Here is a 25,365-nt window from a genome sequence, read left to right as displayed (position 1 = left end):
AGATTTTTTATCCCGTTGGAAAACATAAAAGCCAATTTGAACTCCGATAGCAAGTACAAATCGCACATATTTTGCTCAAATTTTATAACGATTAAAATATAATCATTTTCTATTCCTGCCATGTGCAACCGCATATTTCACGGGCATGATCGAGGCCTGTCACACGATTGTTCACAAAATGAACGCATCGTCTTCAATCAGCGCCATTGCCAAATCTTGACGGCCGACGAAAATAGGCGACCAAGTGACAGAGGAAGCATTCATGACGTCTCCAGGTGGCATTCACCACATTACGATGATTACCCGCAAGGTGCAGGCCAACGTGGATTTTTACGTCGGCTTTTTAGGTCTGCGGCTGGTGAAGCAAACCGCCGGTTTTGAAGACGCGATGCAGCTTCATCTGCTTTACGGAGATTACGCCGCATCGCCCGGATCTTTGCTGACATTCCTCGTTTGGGAAGACGGCGGGCAAGGCCGTGTCGGTTATGGCCAAACGCTGGACGTATCGCTGGCCATCGATCCCGCCAGCATTGGCTTTTGGCTGACCCGCGCGCTGTCTGCAGGTGTTCGCACCGAAGGTCCGATGGAGGAGTTCGGCGAACCCGTCATCCGCCTGAAGGACCCTGATGGCATTATCCTCAAAATGGTCGGCACCCAAGCCTTTGCAGAGGCAGTTCCGCATGAGGCGCCCGGCATTCCTGCCGAACACGCGATTCGCCGCATTCGTGGCGCGACCGTGCTGAGTGAAGTGCCGGAGGAAACCGAAAGCTTTCTGGCGCGGCATTTCGGATATAGCCGGGTGCGCCAGCACGGCGCCATCCGGCGCACGGTGTCCGCCTCCGGTGATATTATCGACGTGCGCGACGCGACCGGATTCTGGTCCAGCGCCCCCGGCACCGGCACGGTGGATCACATCGCGTTCCGCGCGGCGGACCTGGACGCGTTGAATGACACATTACAGGCGCTGAAGTCGCTCAATTCCTCACCTACCAACGCGCATGATCGCAAATATTTTTCGTCGCTCTACGTCCGCGAACCGGGTGACGTTCTGATCGAAATGGCGACGGATGGTCCCGGCATGACGATCGATGAGCCGGAGGATACGTTGGGAGAGAAGCTCTTCATACCGCCACTGTTCATGCAGGATGAAGAGGATGTGCGCGTGGCGCTACCACAATTTTCCCTGCCCGGGAACGAGCGCATCATCTACCGCGACCTGCCGTTTGTGCACCGCTTCTACACACCGGCAGAACCGGATGGCAGCACCATCATCCTGCTTCATGGCTCCGGTGGCAGCGAAACCAGCCTGATGTCGCTGGCCCACACGGCCAGGCCACGGGCCACGCTGCTCGGCGTGCGAGGGCGGAGCACCGAAGAAGACATCGCCCGCTGGTTCAGGCGCTTTTCCGATCTGCGTTTCGACGAAAAGGATATCGCCTTCGAAGCGGAAGCCTTCGCCACCTTTCTGGAGGAGGCCATTCATGTCTACGATATCGACCCGAACACACTCAGCTTTATCGGCCATTCCAACGGCGCCAATTTCCTTGCCGCCGTCTGCGCGCTCTACCCGAACGCGGCCAGAGATGCTCTGCTCTTGCGCCCTATGCCTGTGCTGGAGCACTGGCCGCTCGCCGACCTCTCAGGGAGGCGCTTTACGCTTGCAGCCGGGGAAACGGACCGACACCGCGACAGCGCCGATGCTCTCAAGCAGCATCTTGTGGACAACGGTGCAGAGGTGCAGTTGACGCTTCTGCCCCATGGCCACGACCTGGGAGTGGAAGACGTGGAGCTGGCCAAACGATGGGGCAACGCGTTGTCCACAGCCAGACTTGCGTAATCATTCGGAAAAGGCTTAGAAAACAGGATCATATTTGGGGTTCTTATGACCGCGTTCCTGTTGCTTCTCATCGTCGGCTACATCGTTGCCTTCTTCTACACGCTCAATGCCAGCATCAAAAACTCCAGACGGCTAGAGGTTGTCGAGGCGGAGCTGAAAGCGTTGAAAGCGCACGTCGCAGAAGGCGGGATGTTGGTTTCCGAAACTGCGCAAGAGCAGGCCTTGGCCGTCGACGACGAGTTGACCGCAGGTGCGGCCTCGCCAGAGACGGGGCAAGACCAAACTGCCATAACCGCACAGGCCGCGGCAGATGAGACAACACCGAAGGACGCAGCTGAAACCTTCACGCTTCCGCCTGCTTTCACAAGCCAGAAAGAGAGTTTCGAAAGCCAGCTCGGTGCCCGTTGGGCCGTATGGGCCGGCGGCCTTGCACTGGCACTCGGCGGTATTTTCCTCGTCAAATACTCCATCGAAAGCGGCTTGCTGAGCCCCGCCGTGCGACTGGCTATGGCCGGTATTTTCGGTCTTGTGCTCGCAGCAGCCGGTGAAGCCATTCGCCGCAAGGCCGTTCCCGGTATCGCTGCGGCCTACTCCAACGCCATGGTTCCCGGCATCCTGACGGCTGCGGCGTCGCTGACGCTGTTCGGCGTGATCTTTGCCGCCTATGGAATTTACGACTATATCGGCCCAACCACAGCATTCGCCGCGCTTGCGCTTGTCGGTTTTGGCACCATTGCCCTGTCCCTGTTGCACGGACAAGCGCTGGCCGGTCTTGGCCTTCTCGGCTCGATGATCACGCCGCTTCTCATTTCGACCGAAACTCCCAGTATCTGGGGGCTGTTCAGTTTTCTCACAGCCTCATGGGTTGCGACGGCGATAGCATCGCGCCAACAGCGCTGGCATGTCGTTCCGGCCCTTGCCAATGTCGGCTTGGGCTTGTGGGCCATCGGTTACATGTTGTATGCGCCGCTCATCGAGGCGGAACCCGTCATCGCCAGCCTGATCGCCATGATTGCCGGTTCGATCTGGATATGGCCCGGCGCGTATGCTGGCGCGCCACACAGGACAACCGTTTATGGCCCGCCTCTGGATCCTTCCCGTTCAGATCGTTATCGGGCCGTTGTGACGGAATTGCTGGGACGTCAGCCGACAAGCCTTGGCGTCACGCTGTCGCTCGCCATCGTGCTGCCGGCGCTTGCCTTCTCCGTCATCGAGACCGGCATAACGCTCCACCCAGCCTTTGCCATGGCGGTGCTCGTTTTGGGTCTGGCTGCCATCGGCGCCGGACGCAACCACGCCGTCTGGCCCGCCATCTTTGCTTCGCTGGCGGCACTTGGTTGCGCCAATCTTCTGGCAGGCTTCGGTGTCAACTACCTTCCGTCGCTGACTGACGGCAGCGCAACGCTCTCCGCTATCAGTATCAACGATGCGATGCAGGGACCTGTAACCCGGATCATGGGTATCCTTTTTCTGCTGTTTTCATGGCAGGCAGTCCGGAGCAAGACGTCCCGAGACCCCTCCTTTGGCAGTCTCTGGGCTTTCATCGGCAGCGTCGTTCCGCTGGGTCTTGGCATCATAAGCTTTGTGGAATATGGCAACCTCACCCGCGACTGGCTGCATGCCGCCTACGGTCTGTCGATTGCGATGGTACTGCTGGGGGGAGCCTATCGGCTTGACCGGAGACAGGATGATGCGTTTACCGCGCCCGTGAATGTCATGGTCATCGGTTCCTTCCTGGCGCTCTCCTTTGCGGTTCACACGCTGACATCGGGTCTCGCCACCACCCTTCTCATCCCCATCATCGGCTTTGCCTATGTGCTTGCCGCACAGCGCATCTCTTGGGCGGCGTTGCCGTGGACCATGGCCCTTGCCTGCCTCTTCGTGCTCGGCCGGATCGCCTGGGAACCCACCATAGTCGGTCCACAGAACCTGGGCACGACACCGGTCTTCAACGCGCTATTGCCCGGTTATGGCATCCCGGCCTTGCTGGCCATTGCATCCGCGTGGCTGCTACGGAACTGGCCGGGGACGCGGGTCAAGAACTTCCTGCAAGCGATTGCAAGCCTCATGGCGCTTCTCGCCATCGCCATTCTCGTACGCCATGCCATGAACGGTGGCGTCTTGAACACCGCGGCACCGACGCTGGGGGAACAGTCGATCTACACGCTGCTGACCATCGGCATGTCCGGGGTTTTGATGACGCTGGATCTGAAAAGCCCAAGCCCTATCTTCCGGTACGGCTCCATGGTGGCGGGCGTCGCCGCCATGTTCAACGTGCTGCTTGCGCATTTTTACAGCCTCAACCCTTACATGACCGGCGAAAACACGGGTCCATGGCCGTTCTTCAACCTGCTGCTGATCGGATATCTGCTTCCAGCCTGCGCCTATGCGGGACTGACCTGGTATGCGCGCGGGAAGCGTCCAGCCCTCTACGTCACGCTGCTTGCCTTGTCCGGCGCGGCGCTTGGTTTCGCATGGGCCACGCTTTCGGTTCGCCGCTTCTGGCAGGGCGAAAATATCGCCGAATGGAAGGGCTTCCTTCAGGGTGAGACATATACCTATTCGGTCGTCTGGCTCGCCATCGGTGTGCTGCTGCTCGTTCTCGGCTCCCGCTTTGACGCCAGGAGCCTGCGCCTCGCCTCAGCCGCGCTGGTGTTGCTGGCCGTCGCCAAGGCGTTCCTCATCGATATGAGCAATCTCGAAGGTGTGTTGCGCGCGCTGTCCTTCATCGGTCTCGGCGTGGTGCTGATCGGTATCGGCCTCTTCTACCAGAAGATCCTGACGTCGCGGTCGAAGCCGGATGAAGCGCAGGCGTGATGGCACCTGCGGTCCCTCGTCCTTAGATAGCAAGCGTTCAAACGGGAGGAATCACATGCAGGCGCAGGCTTTCGCACCGTTCGCGGAATTGGCTGAAACGCTGATGCCGCATGCTGCCGAAGGTGATGATGGATCGCATGATCTGGCGCATATCCATCGGGTCTTTCGCAATGCCATGCGCATTCATGACCAAGAGGGCGGCAGCGGTAGGGTTCTCGCGGCGAGCGTCCTTCTTCATGATTGTGTCGCCGTGGAGAAGAATTCGCCACTGCGCGCACAGGCATCACGGCTGGCGGCGGAAAAGGCATCCGGCATTTTGCGCGGTATCGGCTGGAATGAGGCCGATGTCGATGCGGTTTCCCACGCCATTCTGACGCACAGTTTTTCGGCCAATATCGCGCCCGAAACGCTGGAGGCCAAAATTCTCCAGGATGCGGACCGGCTGGACGCCATCGGCATGGTGGGTGCGGCGCGCTGTTTCTACATTGCCGGACGTCTAGGTTCTGCTCTCTACGACCCCGAAGACCCGTTGGCCAGGCATCGCCCACTAGACGACCGGCGCTTTGCAATCGACCATTTCGAAAACAAGCTGTTCAAGCTGGCAGATGGTTTCCAGACTGAAACTGGACGCCAGATCGCCAAACAGCGGCACGAACGGCTGCAACAGGTGCTCGACCTGTTTCTGGACGAGATATGAGGCCTACATGCGCATTACCGAACTCAACATCTACCCACTGAAAAGTGGGCGTGGCATCTCGCTTTCCGAAAGCTCCATCACCGCGCAAGGGTTGAAGGGCGACCGTCGCCTGATGCTCGTTGAACCCTCCGGGCATTTCATCACCCAGCGCGAAATGCCCGAGATCGCTACCATCTCTGTCGAAGCGAAAGAGAGCGGCTATCACCTTTCCATCGCGGGAACGGGGCAAATCATCGCCACACCATCGCAACGTCGCATGGACGTGACGGTCTGGAAATCGGTGGTCGATGCGGCTGTTGCTGATGATGATGCCAATACGGTGCTCTCGGGCTGGCTTGGCCGGGATATCAGGCTGGTGTTCTTCGACGATCAGTCCGAGCGCAGTGCCAGTCTCGACTGGACCGGTAACGAGACGCCTGTCACCTTTGCCGATGGATATCAGATCCTTCTGACCACCACGGCATCCCTTGCCGCCCTGAACGAAGACATGGAAGCCCACGGCGAAGGCAGCGTTGGCATGGAACGCTTTCGTCCCAACATCGTCCTCGATACCGATGAGGTTTGGGCAGAAGACCGTTGGACGGCCATCGAGATCAACGGCATCCGCTTCGATCTCGTCAAGCCCTGCACCCGCTGCATCGTCACCGCGCAGGATCAGCAAACCGGGTCGCGTGAAGCGCCCTCCCCGATGAAAGCCATGGGGCGCATCCGCATGTCCGCAGATCGCCGTGTCCCTGGCGTCCTGTTTGGCTGGAACCTCACTCCACGTGGGCAAGGATCGATTGCCGTGGGTGATGTTGCGAACATCGTGGATGAACGCGCCGAGACATGGGCATTGAAAAAGCGCTGACGCGGTTGCGTTCGACGGTTAGATCCAAATCATTTCCCACAAGCATCAGTCGCAGTGATGGACCAGTCAAGAAAAGTGGTTGGCGAAGGGAATGCGCTGGCATTAATGTGTCGAAATCGCCGGGGAAAAAACATGCCGACCACTACGCGCTCGCCTATCGCCAATCCCATGCCGTGGCTCATCATCACAGCTGGCTCGCTGATTGCGGTTCTGACCTTCGGGCCACGTTCGGCGATGGGGTTTTTCCAACTGCCGATGCTGGCCGATACTGGGTGGGATCGGTCGACCTTCGGTTTTGCGATGGCGTTGCAGAACCTGTTCTGGGGCCTTGGGCAGCCGTTTTTCGGTGCGCTGGCTGACAAATACGGGACTGGCCGGGTGCTGGTGCTTTCGGGCCTGATCTATGCTGCGGGCCTTGTCTGCATGTCGATCGGCACCTCGCCGCTGTGGTTGCATCTGGGCGGCGGCGTCCTCGTCGGACTTGGTATTGCAGCAGGCTCTTTCAGCGTGATCCTGTCTGCCTTTGCCCGTCACGTCACGCCGGAACAGCGTACCATGGCGTTTGGTATCGGCACGGCCGCAGGGTCTGCCGGCATGTTTGTCTTTGCGCCGATCAGTCAGGGATTGATTACCGCCTATGGATGGTCCGACAGTCTCGTCTGGCTGGGTGCCATGATGCTGATCGTACCGCTTCTGGCGTGGCCGCTGCGTGGCAACTCCTCGTCCGGCACACAATCCCAGGCGCAGTTTCAGCAGACGGCGGGACAGGCCTTGAAGGAAGCGCTCGGTCACAAGAGCTACCTGCTTCTCGCCACCGGTTTTCTCGTCTGCGGGTTTCAGGTGGCTTTCATCACCGCTCATTTTCCCGCTTATCTCGGCGATATCAGCATCGAGCCCCGTTATGCCGTCATTGCCATGGCGTTGATCGGCTTTTTCAATATCGCCGGCTCGCTCGGCGCAGGCTACATCGCACAGCGATATTCCAAACCCTATCTCCTCGCCTACATCTATATTGGTCGCTCGATTGCCGTCACCGCATTCCTGTTGCTGCCGCAATCGCCCGTGTCGGTCATCATCTTTGCCGCCGTCATGGGCGTTCTCTGGCTGTCCACGGTGCCGCCCACGAATGGCCTCGTCGCCATCATGTTCGGCACGCGCCATCTCGGCATGCTGGGTGGCGTGGTGTTTCTGTCGCACCAGATCGGCTCTTTCCTCGGCGTATGGCTGGGCGGCTTTCTCTACGACACGTTCGGGTCTTACGATGTGGTCTGGTGGCTGGGCGTTGTCATGGGCCTGTTTGCCGCTGTGGTGCATTGGCCGATTGAGGAGCGCGCCGTCATCCGCCCTGCGGTCGCGTAAGTGATCAGCCCGCTTTGTTCAAAGCCTTCAATGCCGCCTGCACGAAGCCGTCGCGGGTGGCATTTTCGTTGAGGCCTCGCGGCTCGTAGACGTGTCTGTGCAGGAAATGTCCTGTCAAACGGAAAGCCGCTGCAAGGCTTTCGCAATCCGCCGCCTTCGAGTTTTCCTTGCTCAGAAATTCAGGCAACGCCAGCATACGGGCGGCATAGGGCGCACCGGCGCCTCTGGACACCGCCCTACCCGTCTTGGGAGAAACATAGATCAGGTCGTTGCGAAGACCCGTTGCTGCGCATTCGTCGAGATCGAGCCCGAAACCGAGATCGTTGAGCACGGCTAACTCGAATCGGACGAACAGTTCTCCCGCGTCGGCGGGATCGGAAAGATTATCGAGAATCACATCCAGCGCTTCAAACAGATGTGGATGCGGATCCCGTTCAGGCAGCAACCGTAAAAGTGCCGCCATGGCCTGGACGCCGTATACAGCGGTCGCCGTTTCCATCAATTGCGCTGCACGCAATTGCAGCGGTTCGATCCGGTATTCACCCAGATGATCATCCAGCCGCGCGCGCCAGATGACGTCAACGCGATTTCCCGGCTGGAGAACCGGCTGCATGCTGCGGGAGCGGCCCGAACGGACAAGGCCGAGATGCCGGCCACGGGTGCGCGTCATAAGCTCGGCGACGACGCTGGTCTCCCCGTGGCGCTTTACACCCAGAATAATTGCGTCGTCCTGCCACTGCATGGATGGTTTGCTCGATCCGCCGGTACAAAGCGCCGTTATAGCCTATCCGGCGCAAAAGCGCTTGCGTTTCACGCGCTCATGATGCGTGTGACGAATGTTTTCAGCTCGACTTCACCAAATGGTTTATCCAGAAGGTGGGAATCGGCAAAGTCCGGCGGGAAGCCGCTGGTATCCCCGTAACCGCTGACGAAGCCGAAGGGAATCGAGTGCTCTTTCAAGTGGCGAGCCAATTCGTAGCTCATGCCATCCGAGAGGCTGACATCCAGAAGGACACAGTCAGGCCGAGCCTGCAGAAGCGACTCCTTGGCCTGATATAAAGTCGTAGCAATATCAATGGTGTTAACGCCCATGGCCTGAAGAGACGTTTCAACGTCCATGGCAACCAGATATTCGTCCTCTACGATGAGAACCCGTTGAGGCAACATTTTTTATCTTTCTCCGGCTGCAAACAATACCACAGCATCAAAAAAATCCGTGAACATTCACAGAACCAATTTCTATGACATCGCAGATCGCCTCTGCTGCGTCATTTAAAAAAGACATATCAAATTAGCCTGAGATTTAAATCAGGAATTTCTAAATGAACGGTCTGGCGTTGCGCGAATCGGCTTCCCAACCGGCGGTTTTTGCCAAACCAGCGTCATCAAGCACGATGCAACCCTTGTCTGTCCAGCGAATCAATTCGCGATCGGCAAGCTTGCGCAAGGTCTTGTTGGTATGAACGATAGACAATCCCAACGTATCTGCCACGTGCTGCTGCGTCACCGGAATAGGCCCGTTCTTTTCCAGAAGCCCGACCCTGACGGCCTTATTGTAAAGGAATGCCAGAAGATAGGCTGCTCGTTCCAACGCCGTGCGTCGTCCGATGCTGAGAAGGTGGTTGTCGAGCATGCGCTCTTCGCTGGCTGCAATCCAGGTAATGTCGTAGGCAAGCGAAGGGTGATCGGAAAACAGGCTGTTCAACCGGCCGCGTTCAAAAACGCAAAGGGTGATGGGAGACAGCGCTTCGACCGAATGCTGCATCTCGCCCATCACTGTTCCCTGCAAGCCGACGAGATCTCCGGGCATCAGATAGTTGAGGATCTGACGGCGACCGTCTTCCAGCGTTTTATATCGGAAGCCCCAACCCTGCAGAATCGTATAGAGATGCGCGCTATGGGAGCCTTCCATCAGGACGATCGCGCCCGGCTCCACGGAAAGCTCACCGGTCTTGAAGCGAGACACGAAATCCAGTTCCGGCGCAGAGAAATCTCGAAAATATTTGAGGCCACGCAAGGGACACTGTTCGCAAGGCGTGGTCGACATTCCGTTTGGCTTCCTGGGCGACATGATGATCCATAAACAACAGAAACGATAAGGCTTTCAGAGCATTCACTCGGCAACCGTTATCGGTACCGTCACAGATCATCAGTGCCTTGGAAACTCCAGGCCCATCTCGCGGAAGCGCTCCGGATCGTCACCCCAGTTCTCACGCACCTTCACGAACAGGAAGAGATGCACCGTCTGTTCGAGAATTGCCGAAAGTTCCTTGCGCGAGGATGACGAGATGGCCTTGATAGCATCGCCGTTCTTGCCCAGCGCGATCTTCTTCTGGCTGTCACGCTCGACATAGATGACCTGCTCGATGCGAACAGAACCGTCCTTGCGCTCTTCCCACTTTTCGGTTTCGACGTGGGATGCGTAGGGAAGCTCCTGATGCAGACGCAGGAACAGCTTCTCGCGGGTAATTTCGGCGGCAAGCTGTCGCATGGGAAGATCGGAAATCTGGTCTTCAGGATAGTACCACGGTCCCTGTGGCAGCTCGTCCGAAAGGTAGTTCATCAGATCGTCGCAGCCCGAACCGTTCGTGGCCGAAATCATGAAGGTGCGGTCGAAATTGACGATCTCGTTTGCGGCAGACGCCAGCTTCAGCAAATCCTCGCGCTGAACCTGGTCGATCTTGTTCAGGCAGAGAATCTTCGTCTGCTTCACGTCCTTCAGGCCCTCGAGAATCGTCTGAGCATCGCCTTTGAGGCCACGCTCGCTGTCGATCAGCAGAAGAATGATATCAGCGTCCTTGGCGCCACCCCAGGCGGAGGTGACCATGGCGCGGTCCAGACGACGGCGGGGCTTGAAGATGCCGGGCGTGTCCATGAAGACGATCTGGGCGTTGTTGTGGATCGCGATACCGCGCATCACGGCGCGTGTCGTCTGCACCTTGTGGCTGACGATCGAAACCTTGGCGCCCACGAGATGGTTGACCAGCGTCGATTTGCCGGCGTTTGTCGGGCCGATCAGCGCGACAAACCCGGAATGGGTCGGTCTGGTCTCAACGGTTTCTTGTGACGGCGTCGCGTCAAGCTCATGTTCGGTCATGGGGTATCCAATCAATTTGCGGCAGATGATTTCTGCCAAACGCCTTCGCGTTCCAATAATTTCGTCGCGGCCACCTGCTCGGCGGCGCGCTTGGAGCGATCAACGCCCGTTTCCGGCGCAACGCCGGGCACTTCCACCGTCACCGTGAAGCTTGGATCGTGGTCCGGTCCGGTGCGATCGTCAATCCTGTAATGCGGAGTGGCTGCAAATTTCGCATGCGCCCATTCCTGCAATTCGGTCTTTGCATCCCGTCGTCCGGCGTCCACGCGGGTTGCGCGCTCGGTCCAGTATTTCAGAATGAAGCTGCGGCCTGCTTCCAGCCCACCATCGATGTAAATGGCGGCGATCAGGCTTTCCACCACATCGGCGCGCACGTTCAGCATCGCCTTGCCAGTCAGCTTCTTGACGTCGGCACCGGTGCGAATGAAGAGATGCAGCCCCATTTCATCGGCAATGGCGGCGCAGGACTCGGCACTGACCAGCTGGTTCAGACGCACGGACAGCTCACCCTCGGTCGCTGTTCGAAATGTCGTAAACAGCAATTCCGCGACGCAGAGGCCCAGCACGCGGTCACCCAGAAATTCCAGGCGCTCGTAATTGCCGGTTTTTCCAGCACTCGCGCTTGCATGGGTCAAGGCCCGGTCGAGCCGGGCCTTTTCCTTGAATTCATATCCTATCAGGGCTTCGAGTCGGCCGATTTCGTCTGCCGAAAGAGGCTTCACCTTGCTCATTGAACAACCTTGAGCAGGCGATCCCAACGCATGTTGGCGGGCCAGTCCCAGACACGGCTGAACGGTGTGTCGTTGCCGAGCGAGAAGAAGATGACGCTGGCGCGACCGATGAGGTTTTCAGCCGGAACGAAACCGACATCGAAGCGGCTGTCCAGCGAATTGTCGCGGTTATCGCCCATCATGAAGTAATGGCCTTCCGGCACGATGAATTCACGCGTGTTGTCACCACGGGAGTCCGGAGACTGGTCGAGCGTGTCGAAGGTCACACCATTGTCAAACGTTTCGCGGAAGACAGGAACGTTTGCGCCGGGATCGGCACGATAATCCGATGTAAAGACGCCATCCGGCTGCTTGGGAACGGGATTGCCATTGATGAGAAGCACGCCGTTCGTCACCTGAATACGATCGCCCGGCAGGCCCACAAGACGCTTGATGTAATCAACTTCAGGGTTGGGCGGCAGACGGAAGACGACGACGTCGCCACGCTTGGGCTCGCTGAACTGAAGGATACGGCCGGAGAAGAGATCGGGAGAAAACGGCAGCGAGTACTTCGAATAGCCATAGGAGAACTTGTTGACGAACAGATAGTCACCCACCAGAAGCGTCGGCATCATGGAGCCGGACGGAATGGTAAAAGGCTGGAAAAGCACCGTACGGATAATCATGGCCAGGAGCAACGCCTGGACGATGACCTTGACATTTTCCCATAGGGCGCTTTGCTTCTTTTCAGCTTGTTCGGACACTTAGAGACCTGCCTGCTCGTTCTTCGATTTCGACGGACTTCTCTAGAACCTTTCATGGGCAAAGGGAAGCGTTTCCATGGCCTGTAGCAGGTCTAAACCGGTCTGGCACCGGAATTTGCGGTTATTTGGTTACCGCGACGGCCTCGATGATCACAAACGCCTGAGCATAGGGAAACTCGTCGGTGATGGTGAGGTGGATGACGGCATCATGTCCGGCGGGCAAAAGCTTGGCGAGATGCTCTGCCGCGCCATTGGTCAGCTTCATCGTCGGCTTGCCGCTCGGCAGGTTGACGACACCCATGTCTCTCCAGAACACACCTTGTGCCAGACCCGTCCCCAAAGCCTTGGAGCAGGCCTCCTTGGCAGCAAATCTTTTGGCGTAGGACGCTGCCCGGTTCTTGCGGCCATCGGACTTCTTCTGCTCGATATCTGTAAAACAGCGATGCGTGAAGCGATCGCCAAAACGTGTAATGGATGTCTCGATGCGCCTGATGTCGATGAGGTCGCTGCCCATGCCGATAATCATTCTGTCGTTCCTGTTACGAGATTGGCATCGGATTTGCGCGCGGCGGCATTGGCGATGTGCTGCACCAGCATCTGATCCTTGCGGGCTCTGAAGCCGCGAATGACCATGTAAACGCTGACATAGGCAACGCCCGCCGACAATGTTGCGGGTATCAGCGCGCCGATGGTCATCGGCTCCAGAACCGGTTGCCATAGCTGAAGAAAATTCATGTGGCTGAAAATCTGCGAGAAATCGACGTGGGACGATACGTTCTGGTCGCTGCGTCCCAGAAGCAGATGACCGAGCTCCCATGTCGAGGCCCAGATCAGCGGAAATGTCAGGGGATTGGCGAATGTCGTGCCGAGCGCGGCTGCGACAAGGTTGGCTCTGATCACGAAGGCGAGCGCCATGGCAATCAGGATATGAATGCCGAGAAAAGGCGTCCATGCGACTGCAACGCCCACTGCCACACCCGCCGCCACGGAGTATGGGGACGCCGACAGCCGCACGAGCCTCAGCTTCAGATAGCGAAGCGAACGGCGAAAGCCCATGCGCGGCCACAGAAGGGCCCGCAGTCTTTCAAGATGGCCAGCAGGTTTACGACGACGAAACGGCATGGGGCAAACTTATTGCATCGTCTCGATAACGCCAAGTGCGAAACCGCGGCTTACGTCCAGAGAGCGCATGTTTGAATGCGCTCGGACCTAGCTTCACACCGGAATAGCCGGTATGCATTTTTGCATTAACGGCGGAACATGCCGCGATCGACTTCGCGCTGGCGGAATTCGAGGTCGATCCGCGATACGGAGTCGCTCAGGTAATCAAATTCACGTTCCTGAACAGACTTGCCACGAACGGCGCGGGCTAGCTTGCGAATTGGTCCAAACATCTTCGTTTCCTTTTTGAGATAGAGCGGCCCTGCAACTGCAGATACTGTCCGGCGGGCCGTATGCTTGCTCTTGATTTCTGATGTGAAGATAGTTCGGAAAACGCTTCATGACTACAGACAGGACAAGGCCGCTGCTATGCGCCTTACGCATAACACCGGCCTCAGTGATGATAATTACAGCAATATTGCCTTAATCAAAGGCACGTTTGACGGTGGAAACACAGTCCAGGTCTTTCAGCTGGGAAAGCAACTGGCTCAACTGGCGCAAATCCCAGACCTCGATGTCGATGGCCAATTCGGAGAAATCAGTACCGATGCGCACCATGTTCAATCCGCGAATGTTCACATCAACCGTCGCGATGGATTGCGCGACCGATGCCAGCGTTCCCGGCTCGTTGAGCGCATTGATCATGATGCGCGCCATGAATCGGGATTTGTTGGCTTCATCCAGATCCCAGCGCACATCAATCCAGCGTTCAGGCTCGTCATCGAAGCGTTGCAATGCCGGCGACTGGATCGGGTAGATGGTGATGCCCTTGCCCTTTTCCATAATCCCGACGATGCGATCTCCCGGGACGGCACCTGCCGCACCGAAATGGACCTCGACATTATCGGACAATCCACGGATGGGTAGCGGGTCAGGGCCATCGATGACCTCGGCGGCGCCATCGTCCTCCAGCACGGAGCGGGATTTGCCCGGTATCTTGAAGATCATCCCGGAGGCGCTGCGCATATTGAACCAGCCATCGTCACCAGTCATCTTCACGGTGACGCGTTCGTCCTGATAATCGGGATAGACGGCACGAAGCACATCGAGAGACGAGACTTCGCCGCGACCGACGGCTGCAATCGCGTCTTCCACATCCTTCTGCGCCAGCCTGTGGAGGACGGGCTTCAGCCCTTCGCGAGAAAACTGCTTTCCGGCACGCTCGAATGTCCGCTCCAGGATGCGATAGCCAAGACCGGCATATTGTTTGCGGATGGCCATCCGGGTGGCTCGGCGAATGGCGGAACGTGCCTTACCGGTGACGACCACCTCTTCCCATGCGGCGGGCGGAACCTGCACGCCGGAGCGGATGATCTCGACTTCATCGCCATTGTTCAGACGCGTCACCAGCGGCATGATCCGGCCGTTGATCTTGGCACCAACGGTGGTGTCACCGATATTGGTGTGGACGGCATAGGCGAAGTCGATGGGTGTCGCACCACGTGGCAACGCAATCAGCTTGCCCTTGGGCGTGAAGCAGAAGACCTGATCCTGAAACAGTTCGAGCTTGGTGTGCTCGAGAAACTCTTCCGGGCTGTCTCCCTCCGCCAAAGCCTCGATGGTATGGCGCAGCCAGGAATAGGCGTTGGATTCCGGCGACAGCACGTCACCGTCGCGAATCTCCCCATCCTTGTAGAGCGAATGGGCCGCGATCCCGTATTCCGCAATCTCGTGCATGCGCTTGGTGCGGATTTGCAGTTCGATACGTTGACGCGAGGGCCCGACGATGGTGGTATGGATGGAACGATAGTCGTTCTGTTTCGGTGTCGAGATATAGTCCTTGAACCGACCCGGCACCACCCGCCAGCGTGTGTGCACGATGCCCAGCGCGCGGTAGCATGCGGGCAGATCCTGCACGAGAATCCGGAAACCGTAGACGTCCGAGAGCTGCTCAAAAGACAGAGACTTCGACTGCATCTTGCGAAACACGGAATGCGGCTTCTTCTGCCGTCCCTTGACGTAAGCGCCTTCGACACCATTGGCGACAAGCAACTCGCGCAACTCGTCCTCAATCTTCTTGACGAGGCCCTGATTCTGCTCTTCCAGACCCAGAAGACGCTTCGTAACCGTCTCGAACGCTTCCGGGTTCAGGTAACGGAACGACAGGTCTTCCAACTCGTCGCGCATGTCCTGCATGCCCATGCGTCCGGCCAGCGGTGCATAGATTTCCATCGTTTCTTCGGAAATGCGGCTGCGCTTGTCCTCCGGCATATGCTCCATGGTGCGCATATTGTGGAGGCGGTCAGCCAGCTTGACCAGGAGAACACGGACGTCGTCAGATATGGCAAGCAGCAGCTTACGCAGGTTTTCTGCCTGTTTGGCCTTTTTGGTAACGAGATCGAGCTTCTTGAGCTTGGTGAGCCCCTCGACCAGACGGCCAATGTCTTCACCGAAAAGATCGTCGATTTCTGCCCGCGTGGCGCTGGTGTCTTCGATGGTGTCATGCAGCAGCGCGACAGCGATGGTCGACTCATCGAGATGCATCTCGGTGAGGATGGCTGCCACTTCCAGCGGATGCGAAATGTAGGGGTCGCCATTGGCGCGTTTTTGCTGGCCATGTTTCTGCATGGCATAAACATAGGCCTTGTTCAGCAAGGCCTCATTTGCGTCAGGCTTGTATTTTTGAACTCGCTCGACGAGTTCGTACTGTCGCATCATGTATGGGATGCCCCGAAAAAGAAAGCGCGCCAATCGTTAGACCGGCGCACAATGTTGCATAATCTGCGTTCAGATTATGACGACAAAGCTTTACAGAGCGTAACTGGAGATATTTCCAGCACGCATCCACAAATCAATAATCGTCGTTCTTTTCAGGCGGCACAAGACCTTCGATACCGGCCAGAAGATCTTCTTCCGTCATCTGGTCGAAATTGACGGTCTCTGGCGCGTCGTCGTCTTCTGCATCGCTGGAGGAACCGGCGGCAGCGATCGAAACTGGATCGGGCTCTGGCTCGTCCACTTCCACATGCTTCTGCAGCGAGTGGATGAGGTCTTCCTTCAGGTCGTCAGGCGACAATGTTTCATCGGCGATTTCGCGCAGGGCAACGACCGGATTCTTGTCGTTGTCGCGGTCGATGGTAATCTGCGACCCTTGCGAAATCTGGCGCGCACGATGGCTGGCCAGAAGGACGAGTTCGAAGCGGTTGTCTACTTTGTCGATGCAATCTTCTACGGTGACACGGGCCATTGCCTGTCCTTTGCGGTCTTAATGTCGCGGATTACCCGTCCCGATACAGGCATTGGGCACTGATTTCAAGTTTTTCCTGAAAACCACTCTGAAAAGCACATCCAGCCGATTTCAGTCAATTGCGCAAAAATCACACTTAATTCATATAGGGGACTGGACGTGTGGTCCATGAGCCTTATATGAATGCTTAATAATGTACTGCATTAGGCGTCCGTTCGGTAAGCCATTATTGTGAGAATTATTGGCGGCCCCGTTGCCAGAAAGGATTTGATTTTATGTTCGACCCACGCGAAAAAATCGCGCTTTTTATAGATGGGGCCAATCTTTACGCTGCGTCCAAAAGTCTTGGATTCGATATCGACTATCGTAAGCTTCTGAAAGCCTTCCAGAAGAGAGGCTACTTGCTGCGCGCCTATTATTACACCGCGCTCATCGAGGATCAGGAGTACTCTTCCATTCGCCCGCTGATCGACTGGCTTGACTATAACGGCTACAAGGTCGTGACGAAGCCCGCCAAGGAATTTACCGACGCGATGGGTCGCCGCAAGATCAAAGGCAATATGGATATCGAGCTTGCTGTCGACGCCATGGAACAGTCCGAAACGGTCGATCATCTCGTGCTATTTTCCGGCGACGGGGATTTCACCACGCTGGTGGAAGCACTTCAACGTCGTGGCCGCAAGGTCTCGGTCATCTCCACCATGTCCACACAGCCGCCCATGATTGCAGACGATTTGCGCCGTCAGGCCGATCACTTCATCGATCTGCTGTCACTGAAGGCAGAAATCGGTCGCGATCCAAGCGAACGCACGCAGCGCTTTGTGGAGCCGACAGAAGCGGTCGACTAGGTTTAGAAAAATCCGGTTTTTCGGGCGTGGGCATTCGAAACGATGCCCGCGCTTTTTTACGTGCATCCGTGGTCTTTGTTTTTCACCACAGCTGAATCAATGGACCGACATCATCCTCGACCGGCCCTTCATCCTTACAACGGTCTATTGATAAATCATCTCTCCATTACATTCGAAAACAGTTTGATTTTTCATCTTTTTATGATGGTAATAGCCACACTTCGTGTATCAAATGAGCGACATGTCCGGCTCCTTTTCTGCCGGCGCGGCAACGTGATCAGCAGATAAAAGGCCAATGGAAGCGATTACTTCTGAAGAACAGCGTCGCTTGGCAGCGCTTGAGAGCTACAACGTCCTCGACACGCCGCGTGAACAGGACTTTGACGACATTGCAGAACTCGCTGCGGCCCTGTGCGATACTCCCATCGCTGTCGTCAATCTCATTGGCGATGGTCGTCAGTTCTTCAAAGCCGAAGTCGGCATGGGTGTCCGGGAAACGCCTCTCGACACATCATTTTGCGCTAAAGCAATCCTTGAGCTGGATTTTCTTGTCGTGCCCGATGCGACGAAGGATGCGCGTTTCAACTGCAATCCCCTTGTGACGGGCGCACCCCATATTCGCTTTTACGCCGGCGCCCTGCTGAAATCCGATGACGAATTACCAATTGGAACCGTGTGCGTTCTGGGCTACGAGGCCAAGGAATTGTCGTCCGCGCAAAAAAACGGGCTGCAAGCGCTTGCGCGTCAGGTCATGTCGCTGCTGGAGTTGCGCCGTAATCTCCACGCCATGTCCCACGACCTGGCACTGGAGCGACGACTTTCGGCAAAACGCAGACTGCGCGCCACCAAGGCTGATGCCAAGGCCGAAGAACTACTCGTCAATGACGCACGTTCGAAAGCAGCGCATGATGCGGGTCGGATCGGAATATTCGAAGTCGATATCGCCTCAAACGAGATGATCGTCTCTGAAGAGTTCTGTCGTATTTACGGGGTGCCAGTTCAGCGCCACTATTCGGTGCCGGTTTTTCAAAACCTCATTATTGATGAGGATAAGAAAATCGAATCCGAAGCGGCCAGTCGGGGCGATAGCACAGCGCCGCTCAGCGTTGAATACCGGATCAGGCGCGGCAACGATCAGCGGGTGCGCTGGGTGGCGCGTCGCGCGCAGTTCATCGAAGATGAGACTGGCAAACCGGCAAAGATGATCGGTATCATTATCGATGTCACCGATTCCAAACGCAAGGATTCCCGCATTGCCGCACTTCTAACGCTGGGCGACCGCCTGCGTGTTGGCAAGACGGTGGAAGACATCTCCCGTATTGCCTCAGAAATTCTCTCGGAAGGCCTAGCTGTCAATCGCGCCGGGTATGCGACGGTCAAGAGCGGCACGGGCAGCTTGCTCGTGGAATACAATTGGGTTGCAAACGGCGTCCCGTCCATTGCCGGTCCCCACAAGCTGAGCGACTTCACTGCGACCGTGGAACGGCTTGAGCTGGGCGACACGCTGGCCGTGCCGAACATCAACGCGGCAAACTGGCTGGACAACGACGCCGCATCCTATGCAGCTATCGGCGTGCGCTCATTTGTGAATGTCCCCGTCATCGACAGGGGAAGCCTCGTCGGCGTTCTCTTCGCGCATGATTCCAGGCCGCGTTTCTGGAGCAAGCTGGAGCTCGACTTCGCCTGGGGCGTTGCCGACCGAGCCTACGCTGCCATCGCCAGACTGAATGCGGAGTCCGAGCAGCAGCTTCTCAATCAGGAGCTCAGCCACCGTCTCAAGAATACATTGTCCATCGTGCAAGCCATTGCGGCGCAAACACTGCGCAACGTGACAGAAAAAGACGCCGTGGCGGCATTCAACGGGCGGCTTCATGCCCTTAGCTCGGCGCATGACGTCCTTTTACAGCAATCATGGTCTACGGCCCGGCTGCGCGATGTCATCCGCAAGGTCATGCATCTTCATGCAGACCCTGAGAGGGTCCTGATCTCCGGACCCGAAGTCCCCCTTGGTCCGAAGGCTGGCCTCTCCTTGTCTTTGCTCCTGCACGAGCTTGGAACCAACGCCGTCAAATACGGCTCGCTTTCCACCGATATGGGCGTGGTCGATATCAGCTGGGACGTTGCTCAAGAAGACGAAAAGCCCATGCTGACGTTGAAGTGGGAAGAAAAAGGCGGTCCGCCTGCCCGTGAACCGGCACGCAGAGGTTTTGGCTCACGCCTCATCCGCATGGGCATCGCCGGAACCGGCGATGTGGACAAGCGCTTTACAAACAGCGGCTTGATCGCAACGTTTCGAGCACCCTTGTCTCTGGTCATGGAACTTGGCGAATAGCAAACCGTCTTTGCAACCAATGCTGCCCTAGCTGACACTCCCCTTCAGGATGCGCGATTTCTGGCGGTTCCAGTCGCGCTCCTTCTCGGTCTCGCGCTTGTCGTGCAGCTTCTTACCCTTTGCCAGGGCAAGCTCGAGCTTGGCGCGGCCCTTGTCGTTGAAATAGATCTTCAACGGGACCAGCGTCATCCCTTCACGATTGATGCCAACACGCATACGGCCAATTTCCCGCTTGGACAAAAGCAGCTTGCGGCGACGACGTGGCTCGTGGTTGAAGCGGTTGGCCTGCAGGTATTCCGGCAGATGCGAGTTGATCAGCCAGATCTCGTTGCCCTCATCAGAAGCGTAGGATTCAGCGATATTCGCCTTCCCCTCACGCAGCGATTTGACCTCCGTGCCAGTCAGCACGATGCCTGCCTCGTATGTGTCGAGGATTTCATAATTGAAACGAGCCTTGCGGTTTTCCGCAACGATCTTGTTCACGACACGCTGACTGCCTTTGGGGGCCATTTTTCAATCCGTTTTCATTCACCCGCACACTGTCTGCGGTGCGCACTATGTAGGGACAAAGACGCCGAAAGTGAAGATGCGCCGGTGTGGGCGCATCTCGATGGAGATCAGTTGATGAGACCAGCATGTTTCAGCGCGGCATCGATCGCTGCCTGCGTTGCCGGTTCCAGCGTATCTATCAACGGTGAGCGCACCGTTCGGTTTCCGTTTCGGGTGCGCGAAAGCGCGTATTTGGTCCCGCAGACACCAGGCTCGATAAAGATCGCCTTATGGAGCGGCATCAGCTTATCCTGATATTCCAGTGCCAGCGCATAATCTCCGGCAAGCGTAGCTGCCTGGAATTCTGCGCACAGGCGCGGCGCGACATTCGCTGCAACGGAGATGCAACCAACGCCACCGTGGGCGTTGAAGCCCAGCGCTGTTGCGTCTTCACCTGACAGCTGGACGAAGTCCTTGCCACAGGCGATGCGCTGCTCGGACACACGATCGATCTTGCCGGTCGCATCCTTCACACCGACGATATTCTCATGCGCCCTCACCAAAGCACCCATGGTTTCAGGAGACATATCGATGACGGAACGCGGCGGGATATTGTAAATGATGATGGGGAGCGTGACCGCCTCTGCGATCGCGGAGAAATGGGCAAACAGACCCTTTTGTGTCGGCTTGTTGTAATAGGGCGTAACGACCAGCAGCGCATCCGCGCCGACTTCCTGGGCATGAAGCGCAAGCTCGATTGCTTCGCGGGTGTTGTTGGAGCCGGCACCAGCTATCACGGGAACCCGTTTTGCCGCTGTTTCCACGCACAGTTCCACAACCCGTTTGTGCTCGTCATGGGACAGAGTTGGCGATTCCCCTGTGGTTCCCACGGGCACGAGGCCGCTGCTGCCTTCGGAAATCTGCCATTCTACATGGGCGGCAAACGCCGTTTCGTCCACGGCACCTTCAGCGGTGAACGGCGTGATGAGGGCGGGAATGGATCCCTTGAACATGCAAAACTCCTAGCGGCGAGCCAGTCCATGCTTCAGCCGCATTCCATGATTAAAACAGCGTCACATTAGTGTGGGGCAAAGCGACCGACAAGCTGTGAAAAGCGCCTTTTGACGTGTTGAAAGCAAATAGTTTGGCCGAAACGACGACCAGATGCACGATGCAGCCAAGATAAAGGCGAAAGCTTGTAAAGGCGCGGCACTGACCTAAATTTGATCTGAAGCGATGGAGTTCGGTAAGGTTTCGTTAATGCTGAAAGCGGCTAATGGAAGACATGTTGTCCGCCCCGACACCGAGCCGGAAAATTCGGTTCGACGACAAGCGCGACGCCTGAACTTTAACTTTGCGTGGCCGACATCAGCCACCCTGACATCGCGAGTAGAGGCATGAAGAAAACAGCTTTTGGACTGTTGGCTGCGGGTCTTGCCGCAACGGTCTGGAGCGCTTGGGCGGGGCCATCATCCGATGGCATGCAACCCCTGCCCTACATGAAGCCCAACCCTCCCGCAGTTCCTGCGTTCCTGCCAGCCACCCCCGATGTGACAGGATCGATTATCCGGCCCAACAAGCCGCTTGATGTGTCGGATCTAAAAGCCGGGCTTGATGCCCTTTCGAGCCGTGATTCCACGCGGGCGATGACCATCCGCAACGCACTTCCCATGACCAGTCTGGACCGGCATATCCTGACATGGGCGATTGCGATCTCCGGACAAAGAGACGTGCCTTCGAGCGAGATCATCGCTGCCCAGAACGTTTTGCAGGGGTGGCCCGGAATAGCCACCCTTCGTGCCAATTCCGAACGCGCTATGCTGCGCGAAAACCCAGAGCCTTCTGAGGTTATCGCCTATTTCACAAAGACTGCGCCGGAAACGCCGGAGGGGACATTGGCACTTGCCGCGGCCCTCAACGGTTCCGGCCAGGCTGATCAGGCACAGACGCTCATCCGCCGTCTCTGGACAAGCGAAACCATGAATACGGGTCTCGAAGACCGTGTCATGGGCCAGTTTTCCGCGTTTCTTTCGGTTGCCGATCACAAGGCACGAATGGACTACCTGATGTACCGCGACCGTGTCGATCAGGCAAAACGCTTTGGTGATCTGGGTAAGGTGCAACCCCTCTACACCGCCTGGGCGGCCGTTCTGCAAAGATCGAAGACTGCGGCTGTGGCGCTCAACGCGGTTCCGGCCAACCTGCGCCAAGACCGTGCTTATCTGTTCGCACGCATAGAGAATCTTCGTCATCAACAAAAATACGAAGAGGCCGCTGCTCTCTTCGAGCAAGCGCCGAAGGACGCAGCCAAGCTGGGCGACCCCGGGGCGTGGTGGAACGAGCGGCGCATCGTTGCGCGTGGCGTCGCAGACCTCGGGGATTTCAAACAGGCGTACCATATCGTCTCCAACCATAATGCGACGTCACCGGTAGATATTGCCGATGCCGAATTCCATGCGGGTTGGTACGCCTTGCGCGCGCTGCAAGATCCTGCGTCTGCGACCAAACACTTCAACGCGCTTTTGCAGGTCTCCAACCGCCCGCTTTCAGCGTCACGCGCCTATTATTGGCTCGGCCGTGCCGCTGAAGCGGGCGGAGCGGGTGACGCGCGGGACTATTTCACCAAGGCGGCGGCCAATCCGGGCACATTCTACGGTCAACTCGCAGCGGCCCGAATCGGCAAGACAACGATTAACGTCACCTACCCCTCCCCGACAGACAGCGACCGGCAGACCTTTGCCGACCGTGAAGCCGTGCGCGCCATCGAGCGCCTGGAGGCTGCCGGTTACAGTTGGCGCGCCGATAGTCTCTATCGGGCTCTGGCCGAACAGATGGACAGTCCAGGCGAACTGGCGATCCTTGCGACCCGCGCAGAAGCCAACAACAACCATCAGGTTTCGCTTCAGATCGGCAAGACAGCTTTCAGCCGCGGCATCGATGCGGCCGCCCTTGCCTACCCGATGGGGGTCATTCCGGGCAGCGCCAACATTTCCGGCTCCGGTAAGGCCTTGGCTTATGCCATCGCCAGACAGGAAAGTGCCTTCAATCCCGCAGCCGTTTCTCCTGCCAATGCGCGTGGACTTCTGCAACTGCTGCCGGGGACGGCAAAAGGCGTGGCGAGCCGCCATGGAATGGATTTCATACAGGCGAAGCTCACCACGGATGCCGGTTACAACGCCACACTCGGCGCACATTATCTGGGCGAGCAAATCGACAGTTTCGGCGGCTCCTACATCCTGACCTTCATCGCCTATAATGCAGGCCCGAAGCGTGTTCCTGAATGGATTGCCCGCTATGGCGATCCGCGCGGCAAGCCCATTGACGATGTGGTGGACTGGATCGAGCACATCCCCTTCCCCGAAACCCGCAACTATGTTCAGCGAGTGATGGAGAACTATCAGGTCTACAAGACACGGCTGGGCCAGAAGACAGACATTGTCACAGATTTGCGCGATGGCAGACCCGGCTGATTTTGAAACAACGGCCCCGTAAAGCGAAAGCTCTGGAGTGATCCAGAGCTTTTTTTGTGGTCTGCATTCGACAGGACACGCCTTTATAGCGACCGATCCAAAACGAAAAAACCCGGCTCGAAAGCCGGGTTTTCCTGAATGACTTGGAAAGTCAGATCAGATTAGAAGTCGCGCTGAAGGCGAACGAAGCCAGTGACCTGATCGTCATTGTCGTCTTCGTCGTAGTAGTTAGCAGTAACCTTCGTTGTCAGGCCTTCGGTGATTTTGTAATCAACCGTTACGCCAGCCGTCCAAGCATCGCGGCTCGACCAGTCGTCACCACGGGTAACTGTGGATCCTGCTACGAATGCGCCGTTGGTGACAGTGCCGAGAACGACGTCGTCAGAAACGTTTGCAAGGTACTGAGCAGCTGGTGTGATTGTCAGCTTGTCGGTTGCCTTGATGGCGTATTCAGCAGCAACAGTCCACTCGGACAGTGCGTAGTAAGCGTTGCCGCCGGATGCCCAAACGCCAGCCAGGCCGAGTGTGCCAGGACCGATGTCAGCAAACATCATAGCGCGGATAGCGCCTTCTTCCTGGTCTACGTCGTAAGAGCCGATGACCTGAAGAGTGGCTGCGCCGAACTTTGCGCCAACGCCAGCTGTGATACCAACGTTGTTGTCGGCTTCCTGGGAGTAGATGTCGATACCTGGGAGACCAGAAGGACCAACGCGACGAGCGAGCTGGCTGTTCAGGCCTTCAAGTTCGTCAACCGAAACGCCAGCCCAGAACGAGCCTGCATCGTATGTGTAACGAATGGAGTTGAACAGGGTGTTGGAAGACAGAAGGTCTGTTTCGCCAGAAAGATCGTCGTCCCACCAGCTGTAGAACTTACCAACGCGCAGGCCACCAAGTTCGATGAATGCCTGACGAGCTTCAACGCCGGAGGAAGCTGCGCTGCCGCCGTCTGCATCGGCGCGGAACTCGATGAAGCCACGCAGTGCGCCGAGTTCGGTGTCTGTGCGTGTGTCAACGTTGAACTGGGCGCGTGTGAAGGAGTCCCAATCAGATGTGCCGGATTCGTCGCGACCGAAGTCTGTCTGGAAACGGATGTAACCGCCGAACTTCAGGCAGGTTTCAGTGCCTGGAATGTAGAAGAAGCCTGTGCCGAAAGCGTCGCAAACGCGAACGTATTCAAGTGGCTCAGGTTCTGCAGCGACGATGGCGTCTGCTGCCTGTGCGCCGGATACGGCTGCGAGTGCTGCAGCGGAGCCGATCAGAAAGCTCTTAATGTTCATGGTGACCTCCAAGTCAATTCAGTAAAGCAGCGGGTGGGAATGTTGCTGCTCTTGAACTGGATTAAAACCATTCGCGCAGAGTCGCGCAATCGTGATGCGAATGATTTAGCACTTCAACCGCGTCGTTGCCCTCATGCTGTTGCAAGTTCGACACAAATCAACCGCACGGCGGTCAAAGTGTTAATCAGCTCTTAAGAGACCGCTGACGTGTTTCGGGGAAAAATGCGCGGGGCCAACAGCCGCGGCAGGTCGAAATCAGCCGAAACGTCTACCGCTGCCCGTGATTCGCGAACCATGAGAATCAGTTCCAAGCAAATATTTTGAGTATCTGAACCGACTTGGTGTCGTGCAAACGAAAAAACCCGGCTCAAAAGCCGGGTCAGACTGCTGACAAACCCGCCGATTTTTGTCGGTGGGTTTTTGCGTTTTTGGGCTTCTCGTTCAGGTGGTGTTTTCGCGAGCTGGATGGC

23 protein-coding genes are annotated in these 25,365 nt (G+C 57.2%); 8 read left to right on the top strand and 15 right to left on the bottom strand.

Annotated features, from left to right (window positions below):
- Positions 1 to 262 precede the first annotated feature (262 nt).
- The 5 genes from GGQ73_RS19175 to GGQ73_RS19155 all read left to right on the top strand — a co-directional run bounded on the left by GGQ73_RS19175 (position 263) and on the right by GGQ73_RS19155 (position 7,560).
- Positions 263 to 1,837: a VOC family protein gene (locus GGQ73_RS19175; RefSeq protein ID WP_183897466.1), complete on the top strand. Its 1,575-nt coding sequence runs from the start codon at positions 263 to 265 to the stop codon at positions 1,835 to 1,837.
- 45 nt (positions 1,838 to 1,882) lie between these two features.
- Positions 1,883 to 4,654 carry a DUF2339 domain-containing protein gene (locus GGQ73_RS19170; protein ID WP_183897465.1) on the top strand — a complete coding sequence of 924 codons (2,772 nt, stop codon included), beginning with the start codon at positions 1,883 to 1,885 and terminating at the stop codon, positions 4,652 to 4,654.
- Between the two features lie 55 nt (positions 4,655 to 4,709).
- Positions 4,710 to 5,351, top strand: coding sequence for an HD domain-containing protein (locus GGQ73_RS19165; RefSeq protein ID WP_183897464.1), 642 nt, complete (start codon positions 4,710 to 4,712; stop codon positions 5,349 to 5,351).
- Between the two features lie 7 nt (positions 5,352 to 5,358).
- On the top strand, positions 5,359 to 6,201 hold the full coding sequence (locus GGQ73_RS19160) for an MOSC domain-containing protein (RefSeq protein ID WP_183897463.1): 843 nt from the start codon (positions 5,359 to 5,361) through the stop codon (positions 6,199 to 6,201).
- 132 nt (positions 6,202 to 6,333) lie between these two features.
- On the top strand, positions 6,334 to 7,560 hold the full coding sequence (locus GGQ73_RS19155) for an MFS transporter (protein ID WP_234911033.1): 1,227 nt from the start codon (positions 6,334 to 6,336) through the stop codon (positions 7,558 to 7,560).
- A 4-nt stretch (positions 7,561 to 7,564) separates the two neighbouring features.
- On the opposite strand, the gene recO is transcribed toward GGQ73_RS19155, so the two are convergent.
- The 11 genes from recO to rpoZ form a co-directional block, all read right to left on the bottom strand.
- Positions 7,565 to 8,302, bottom strand: a complete 738-nt coding sequence (recO, locus tag GGQ73_RS19150) for a DNA repair protein RecO (protein WP_183897461.1) — start codon at positions 8,300 to 8,302, stop codon at positions 7,565 to 7,567.
- 68 nt (positions 8,303 to 8,370) lie between these two features.
- The gene (locus GGQ73_RS19145) at positions 8,371 to 8,727 is read right to left on the bottom strand and encodes a response regulator (protein WP_174152539.1); all 357 of its coding nucleotides are present in this window, start codon (positions 8,725 to 8,727) and stop codon (positions 8,371 to 8,373) included.
- Positions 8,728 to 8,878: 151 nt separating this feature from the next.
- A complete protein-coding gene (locus GGQ73_RS19140) occupies positions 8,879 to 9,631 on the bottom strand; it encodes a Crp/Fnr family transcriptional regulator (protein ID WP_174152538.1) in 753 nt (250 codons plus the stop codon).
- A gap of 78 nt (positions 9,632 to 9,709) precedes the next feature.
- Positions 9,710 to 10,657, bottom strand: a complete 948-nt coding sequence (era, locus tag GGQ73_RS19135; protein WP_174152537.1) for a GTPase Era — start codon at positions 10,655 to 10,657, stop codon at positions 9,710 to 9,712.
- Positions 10,658 to 10,668: 11 nt separating this feature from the next.
- Positions 10,669 to 11,388, bottom strand: coding sequence for a ribonuclease III (gene rnc / locus GGQ73_RS19130; protein ID WP_183897460.1), 720 nt, complete (start codon positions 11,386 to 11,388; stop codon positions 10,669 to 10,671).
- Complete coding sequence (gene lepB / locus GGQ73_RS19125; protein WP_174152535.1) at positions 11,385 to 12,131, bottom strand: signal peptidase I; 747 nt, start codon at positions 12,129 to 12,131, stop codon at positions 11,385 to 11,387. Before lepB ends, rnc begins: the two co-directional genes overlap by 4 nt.
- A 121-nt stretch (positions 12,132 to 12,252) precedes the next feature.
- The gene (gene acpS, locus GGQ73_RS19120; RefSeq protein WP_174152534.1) at positions 12,253 to 12,657 is read right to left on the bottom strand and encodes a holo-ACP synthase; all 405 of its coding nucleotides are present in this window, start codon (positions 12,655 to 12,657) and stop codon (positions 12,253 to 12,255) included.
- A complete protein-coding gene (locus GGQ73_RS19115; protein WP_183897459.1) occupies positions 12,654 to 13,253 on the bottom strand; it encodes a DUF2062 domain-containing protein in 600 nt (199 codons plus the stop codon). The genes acpS and GGQ73_RS19115 overlap by 4 nt, the downstream gene beginning before the upstream one ends.
- Before the next feature lie 125 nt (positions 13,254 to 13,378).
- Positions 13,379 to 13,525: a DUF3563 domain-containing protein gene (locus GGQ73_RS19110; RefSeq protein ID WP_174152532.1), complete on the bottom strand. Its 147-nt coding sequence runs from the start codon at positions 13,523 to 13,525 to the stop codon at positions 13,379 to 13,381.
- 190 nt (positions 13,526 to 13,715) lie between these two features.
- Positions 13,716 to 15,950, bottom strand: coding sequence for a RelA/SpoT family protein (locus GGQ73_RS19105; protein WP_183897458.1), 2,235 nt, complete (start codon positions 15,948 to 15,950; stop codon positions 13,716 to 13,718).
- A 133-nt stretch (positions 15,951 to 16,083) separates the two neighbouring features.
- Complete coding sequence (gene rpoZ, locus GGQ73_RS19100) at positions 16,084 to 16,479, bottom strand: DNA-directed RNA polymerase subunit omega (RefSeq protein ID WP_045231783.1); 396 nt, start codon at positions 16,477 to 16,479, stop codon at positions 16,084 to 16,086.
- Between the two features lie 275 nt (positions 16,480 to 16,754).
- Between rpoZ and GGQ73_RS19095 the strand changes: the two genes are divergently transcribed.
- Both GGQ73_RS19095 and GGQ73_RS19090 read left to right on the top strand, forming a co-directional pair.
- Entirely contained in the window at positions 16,755 to 17,327 is a 573-nt protein-coding gene (locus GGQ73_RS19095) for a LabA-like NYN domain-containing protein (protein WP_174152530.1), read from the top strand.
- Between the two features lie 295 nt (positions 17,328 to 17,622).
- Positions 17,623 to 19,659 carry an HWE histidine kinase domain-containing protein gene (locus GGQ73_RS19090; RefSeq protein ID WP_174152529.1) on the top strand — a complete coding sequence of 679 codons (2,037 nt, stop codon included), beginning with the start codon at positions 17,623 to 17,625 and terminating at the stop codon, positions 19,657 to 19,659.
- Positions 19,660 to 19,686: 27 nt separating this feature from the next.
- Here GGQ73_RS19090 and smpB read toward each other — a convergent pair whose 3' ends face one another.
- Positions 19,687 to 20,169, bottom strand: coding sequence for an SsrA-binding protein SmpB (gene smpB, locus GGQ73_RS19085; RefSeq protein WP_174152528.1), 483 nt, complete (start codon positions 20,167 to 20,169; stop codon positions 19,687 to 19,689).
- Between the two features lie 107 nt (positions 20,170 to 20,276).
- Positions 20,277 to 21,161 carry a 4-hydroxy-tetrahydrodipicolinate synthase gene (gene dapA, locus GGQ73_RS19080; RefSeq protein ID WP_183897457.1) on the bottom strand — a complete coding sequence of 295 codons (885 nt, stop codon included), beginning with the start codon at positions 21,159 to 21,161 and terminating at the stop codon, positions 20,277 to 20,279.
- Between the two features lie 384 nt (positions 21,162 to 21,545).
- On the opposite strand from dapA, the gene GGQ73_RS19075 reads away from it, so the two are divergent.
- Complete coding sequence (locus GGQ73_RS19075) at positions 21,546 to 23,618, top strand: lytic transglycosylase domain-containing protein (protein ID WP_183897456.1); 2,073 nt, start codon at positions 21,546 to 21,548, stop codon at positions 23,616 to 23,618.
- 161 nt (positions 23,619 to 23,779) lie between these two features.
- Here GGQ73_RS19075 and GGQ73_RS19070 read toward each other — a convergent pair whose 3' ends face one another.
- Entirely contained in the window at positions 23,780 to 24,895 is a 1,116-nt protein-coding gene (locus GGQ73_RS19070) for a porin (protein ID WP_174152525.1), read from the bottom strand.
- A gap of 191 nt (positions 24,896 to 25,086) precedes the next feature.
- Positions 25,087 to 25,365 (bottom strand): hypothetical protein (locus tag GGQ73_RS22835; protein WP_210290179.1); only part of this gene is annotated, 279 nt, incomplete at its 5' end.

This window comes from Rhizobium skierniewicense, from assembly GCF_014196515.1.
Lineage (GTDB): Bacteria > Pseudomonadota > Alphaproteobacteria > Rhizobiales > Rhizobiaceae > Agrobacterium > Agrobacterium skierniewicense.
Note: the sequence above shows the minus strand (reverse complement) of the source record. Positions and strands in the feature narration are given on the sequence as shown.

Bases quoted from the DNA above. Each gene is read 5' to 3' on its own strand.
- GGQ73_RS19070 (WP_174152525.1), bottom strand. From the start codon at position 24,895: ATGAACATTAAGAGCTTTCTGATCGGCTCCGCTGCAGCACTCGCAGCC.
- GGQ73_RS19155 (WP_234911033.1), top strand. From the start codon at position 6,334: ATGCCGACCACTACGCGCTCGCCTATCGCCAATCCCATGCCGTGGCTC.
- GGQ73_RS19175 (WP_183897466.1), top strand. From the start codon at position 263: ATGACGTCTCCAGGTGGCATTCACCACATTACGATGATTACCCGCAAG.
- smpB (WP_174152528.1), bottom strand. From the start codon at position 20,169: ATGGCCCCCAAAGGCAGTCAGCGTGTCGTGAACAAGATCGTTGCGGAA.
- era (WP_174152537.1), bottom strand. From the start codon at position 10,657: ATGACCGAACATGAGCTTGACGCGACGCCGTCACAAGAAACCGTTGAG.
- GGQ73_RS19075 (WP_183897456.1), top strand. From the start codon at position 21,546: ATGAAGAAAACAGCTTTTGGACTGTTGGCTGCGGGTCTTGCCGCAACG.
- rpoZ (WP_045231783.1), bottom strand. From the start codon at position 16,479: ATGGCCCGTGTCACCGTAGAAGATTGCATCGACAAAGTAGACAACCGC.
- GGQ73_RS19115 (WP_183897459.1), bottom strand. From the start codon at position 13,253: ATGCCGTTTCGTCGTCGTAAACCTGCTGGCCATCTTGAAAGACTGCGG.
- GGQ73_RS19160 (WP_183897463.1), top strand. From the start codon at position 5,359: ATGCGCATTACCGAACTCAACATCTACCCACTGAAAAGTGGGCGTGGC.
- GGQ73_RS19140 (WP_174152538.1), bottom strand. From the start codon at position 9,631: ATGTCGCCCAGGAAGCCAAACGGAATGTCGACCACGCCTTGCGAACAG.
- recO (WP_183897461.1), bottom strand. From the start codon at position 8,302: ATGCAGTGGCAGGACGACGCAATTATTCTGGGTGTAAAGCGCCACGGG.
- GGQ73_RS19090 (WP_174152529.1), top strand. From the start codon at position 17,623: ATGGAAGCGATTACTTCTGAAGAACAGCGTCGCTTGGCAGCGCTTGAG.
- GGQ73_RS19110 (WP_174152532.1), bottom strand. From the start codon at position 13,525: ATGTTTGGACCAATTCGCAAGCTAGCCCGCGCCGTTCGTGGCAAGTCT.
- GGQ73_RS19145 (WP_174152539.1), bottom strand. From the start codon at position 8,727: ATGTTGCCTCAACGGGTTCTCATCGTAGAGGACGAATATCTGGTTGCC.
- GGQ73_RS19165 (WP_183897464.1), top strand. From the start codon at position 4,710: ATGCAGGCGCAGGCTTTCGCACCGTTCGCGGAATTGGCTGAAACGCTG.
- acpS (WP_174152534.1), bottom strand. From the start codon at position 12,657: ATGATTATCGGCATGGGCAGCGACCTCATCGACATCAGGCGCATCGAG.
- GGQ73_RS19105 (WP_183897458.1), bottom strand. From the start codon at position 15,950: ATGATGCGACAGTACGAACTCGTCGAGCGAGTTCAAAAATACAAGCCT.
- dapA (WP_183897457.1), bottom strand. From the start codon at position 21,161: ATGTTCAAGGGATCCATTCCCGCCCTCATCACGCCGTTCACCGCTGAA.
- rnc (WP_183897460.1), bottom strand. From the start codon at position 11,388: ATGAGCAAGGTGAAGCCTCTTTCGGCAGACGAAATCGGCCGACTCGAA.
- GGQ73_RS19095 (WP_174152530.1), top strand. From the start codon at position 16,755: ATGTTCGACCCACGCGAAAAAATCGCGCTTTTTATAGATGGGGCCAAT.
- GGQ73_RS19170 (WP_183897465.1), top strand. From the start codon at position 1,883: ATGACCGCGTTCCTGTTGCTTCTCATCGTCGGCTACATCGTTGCCTTC.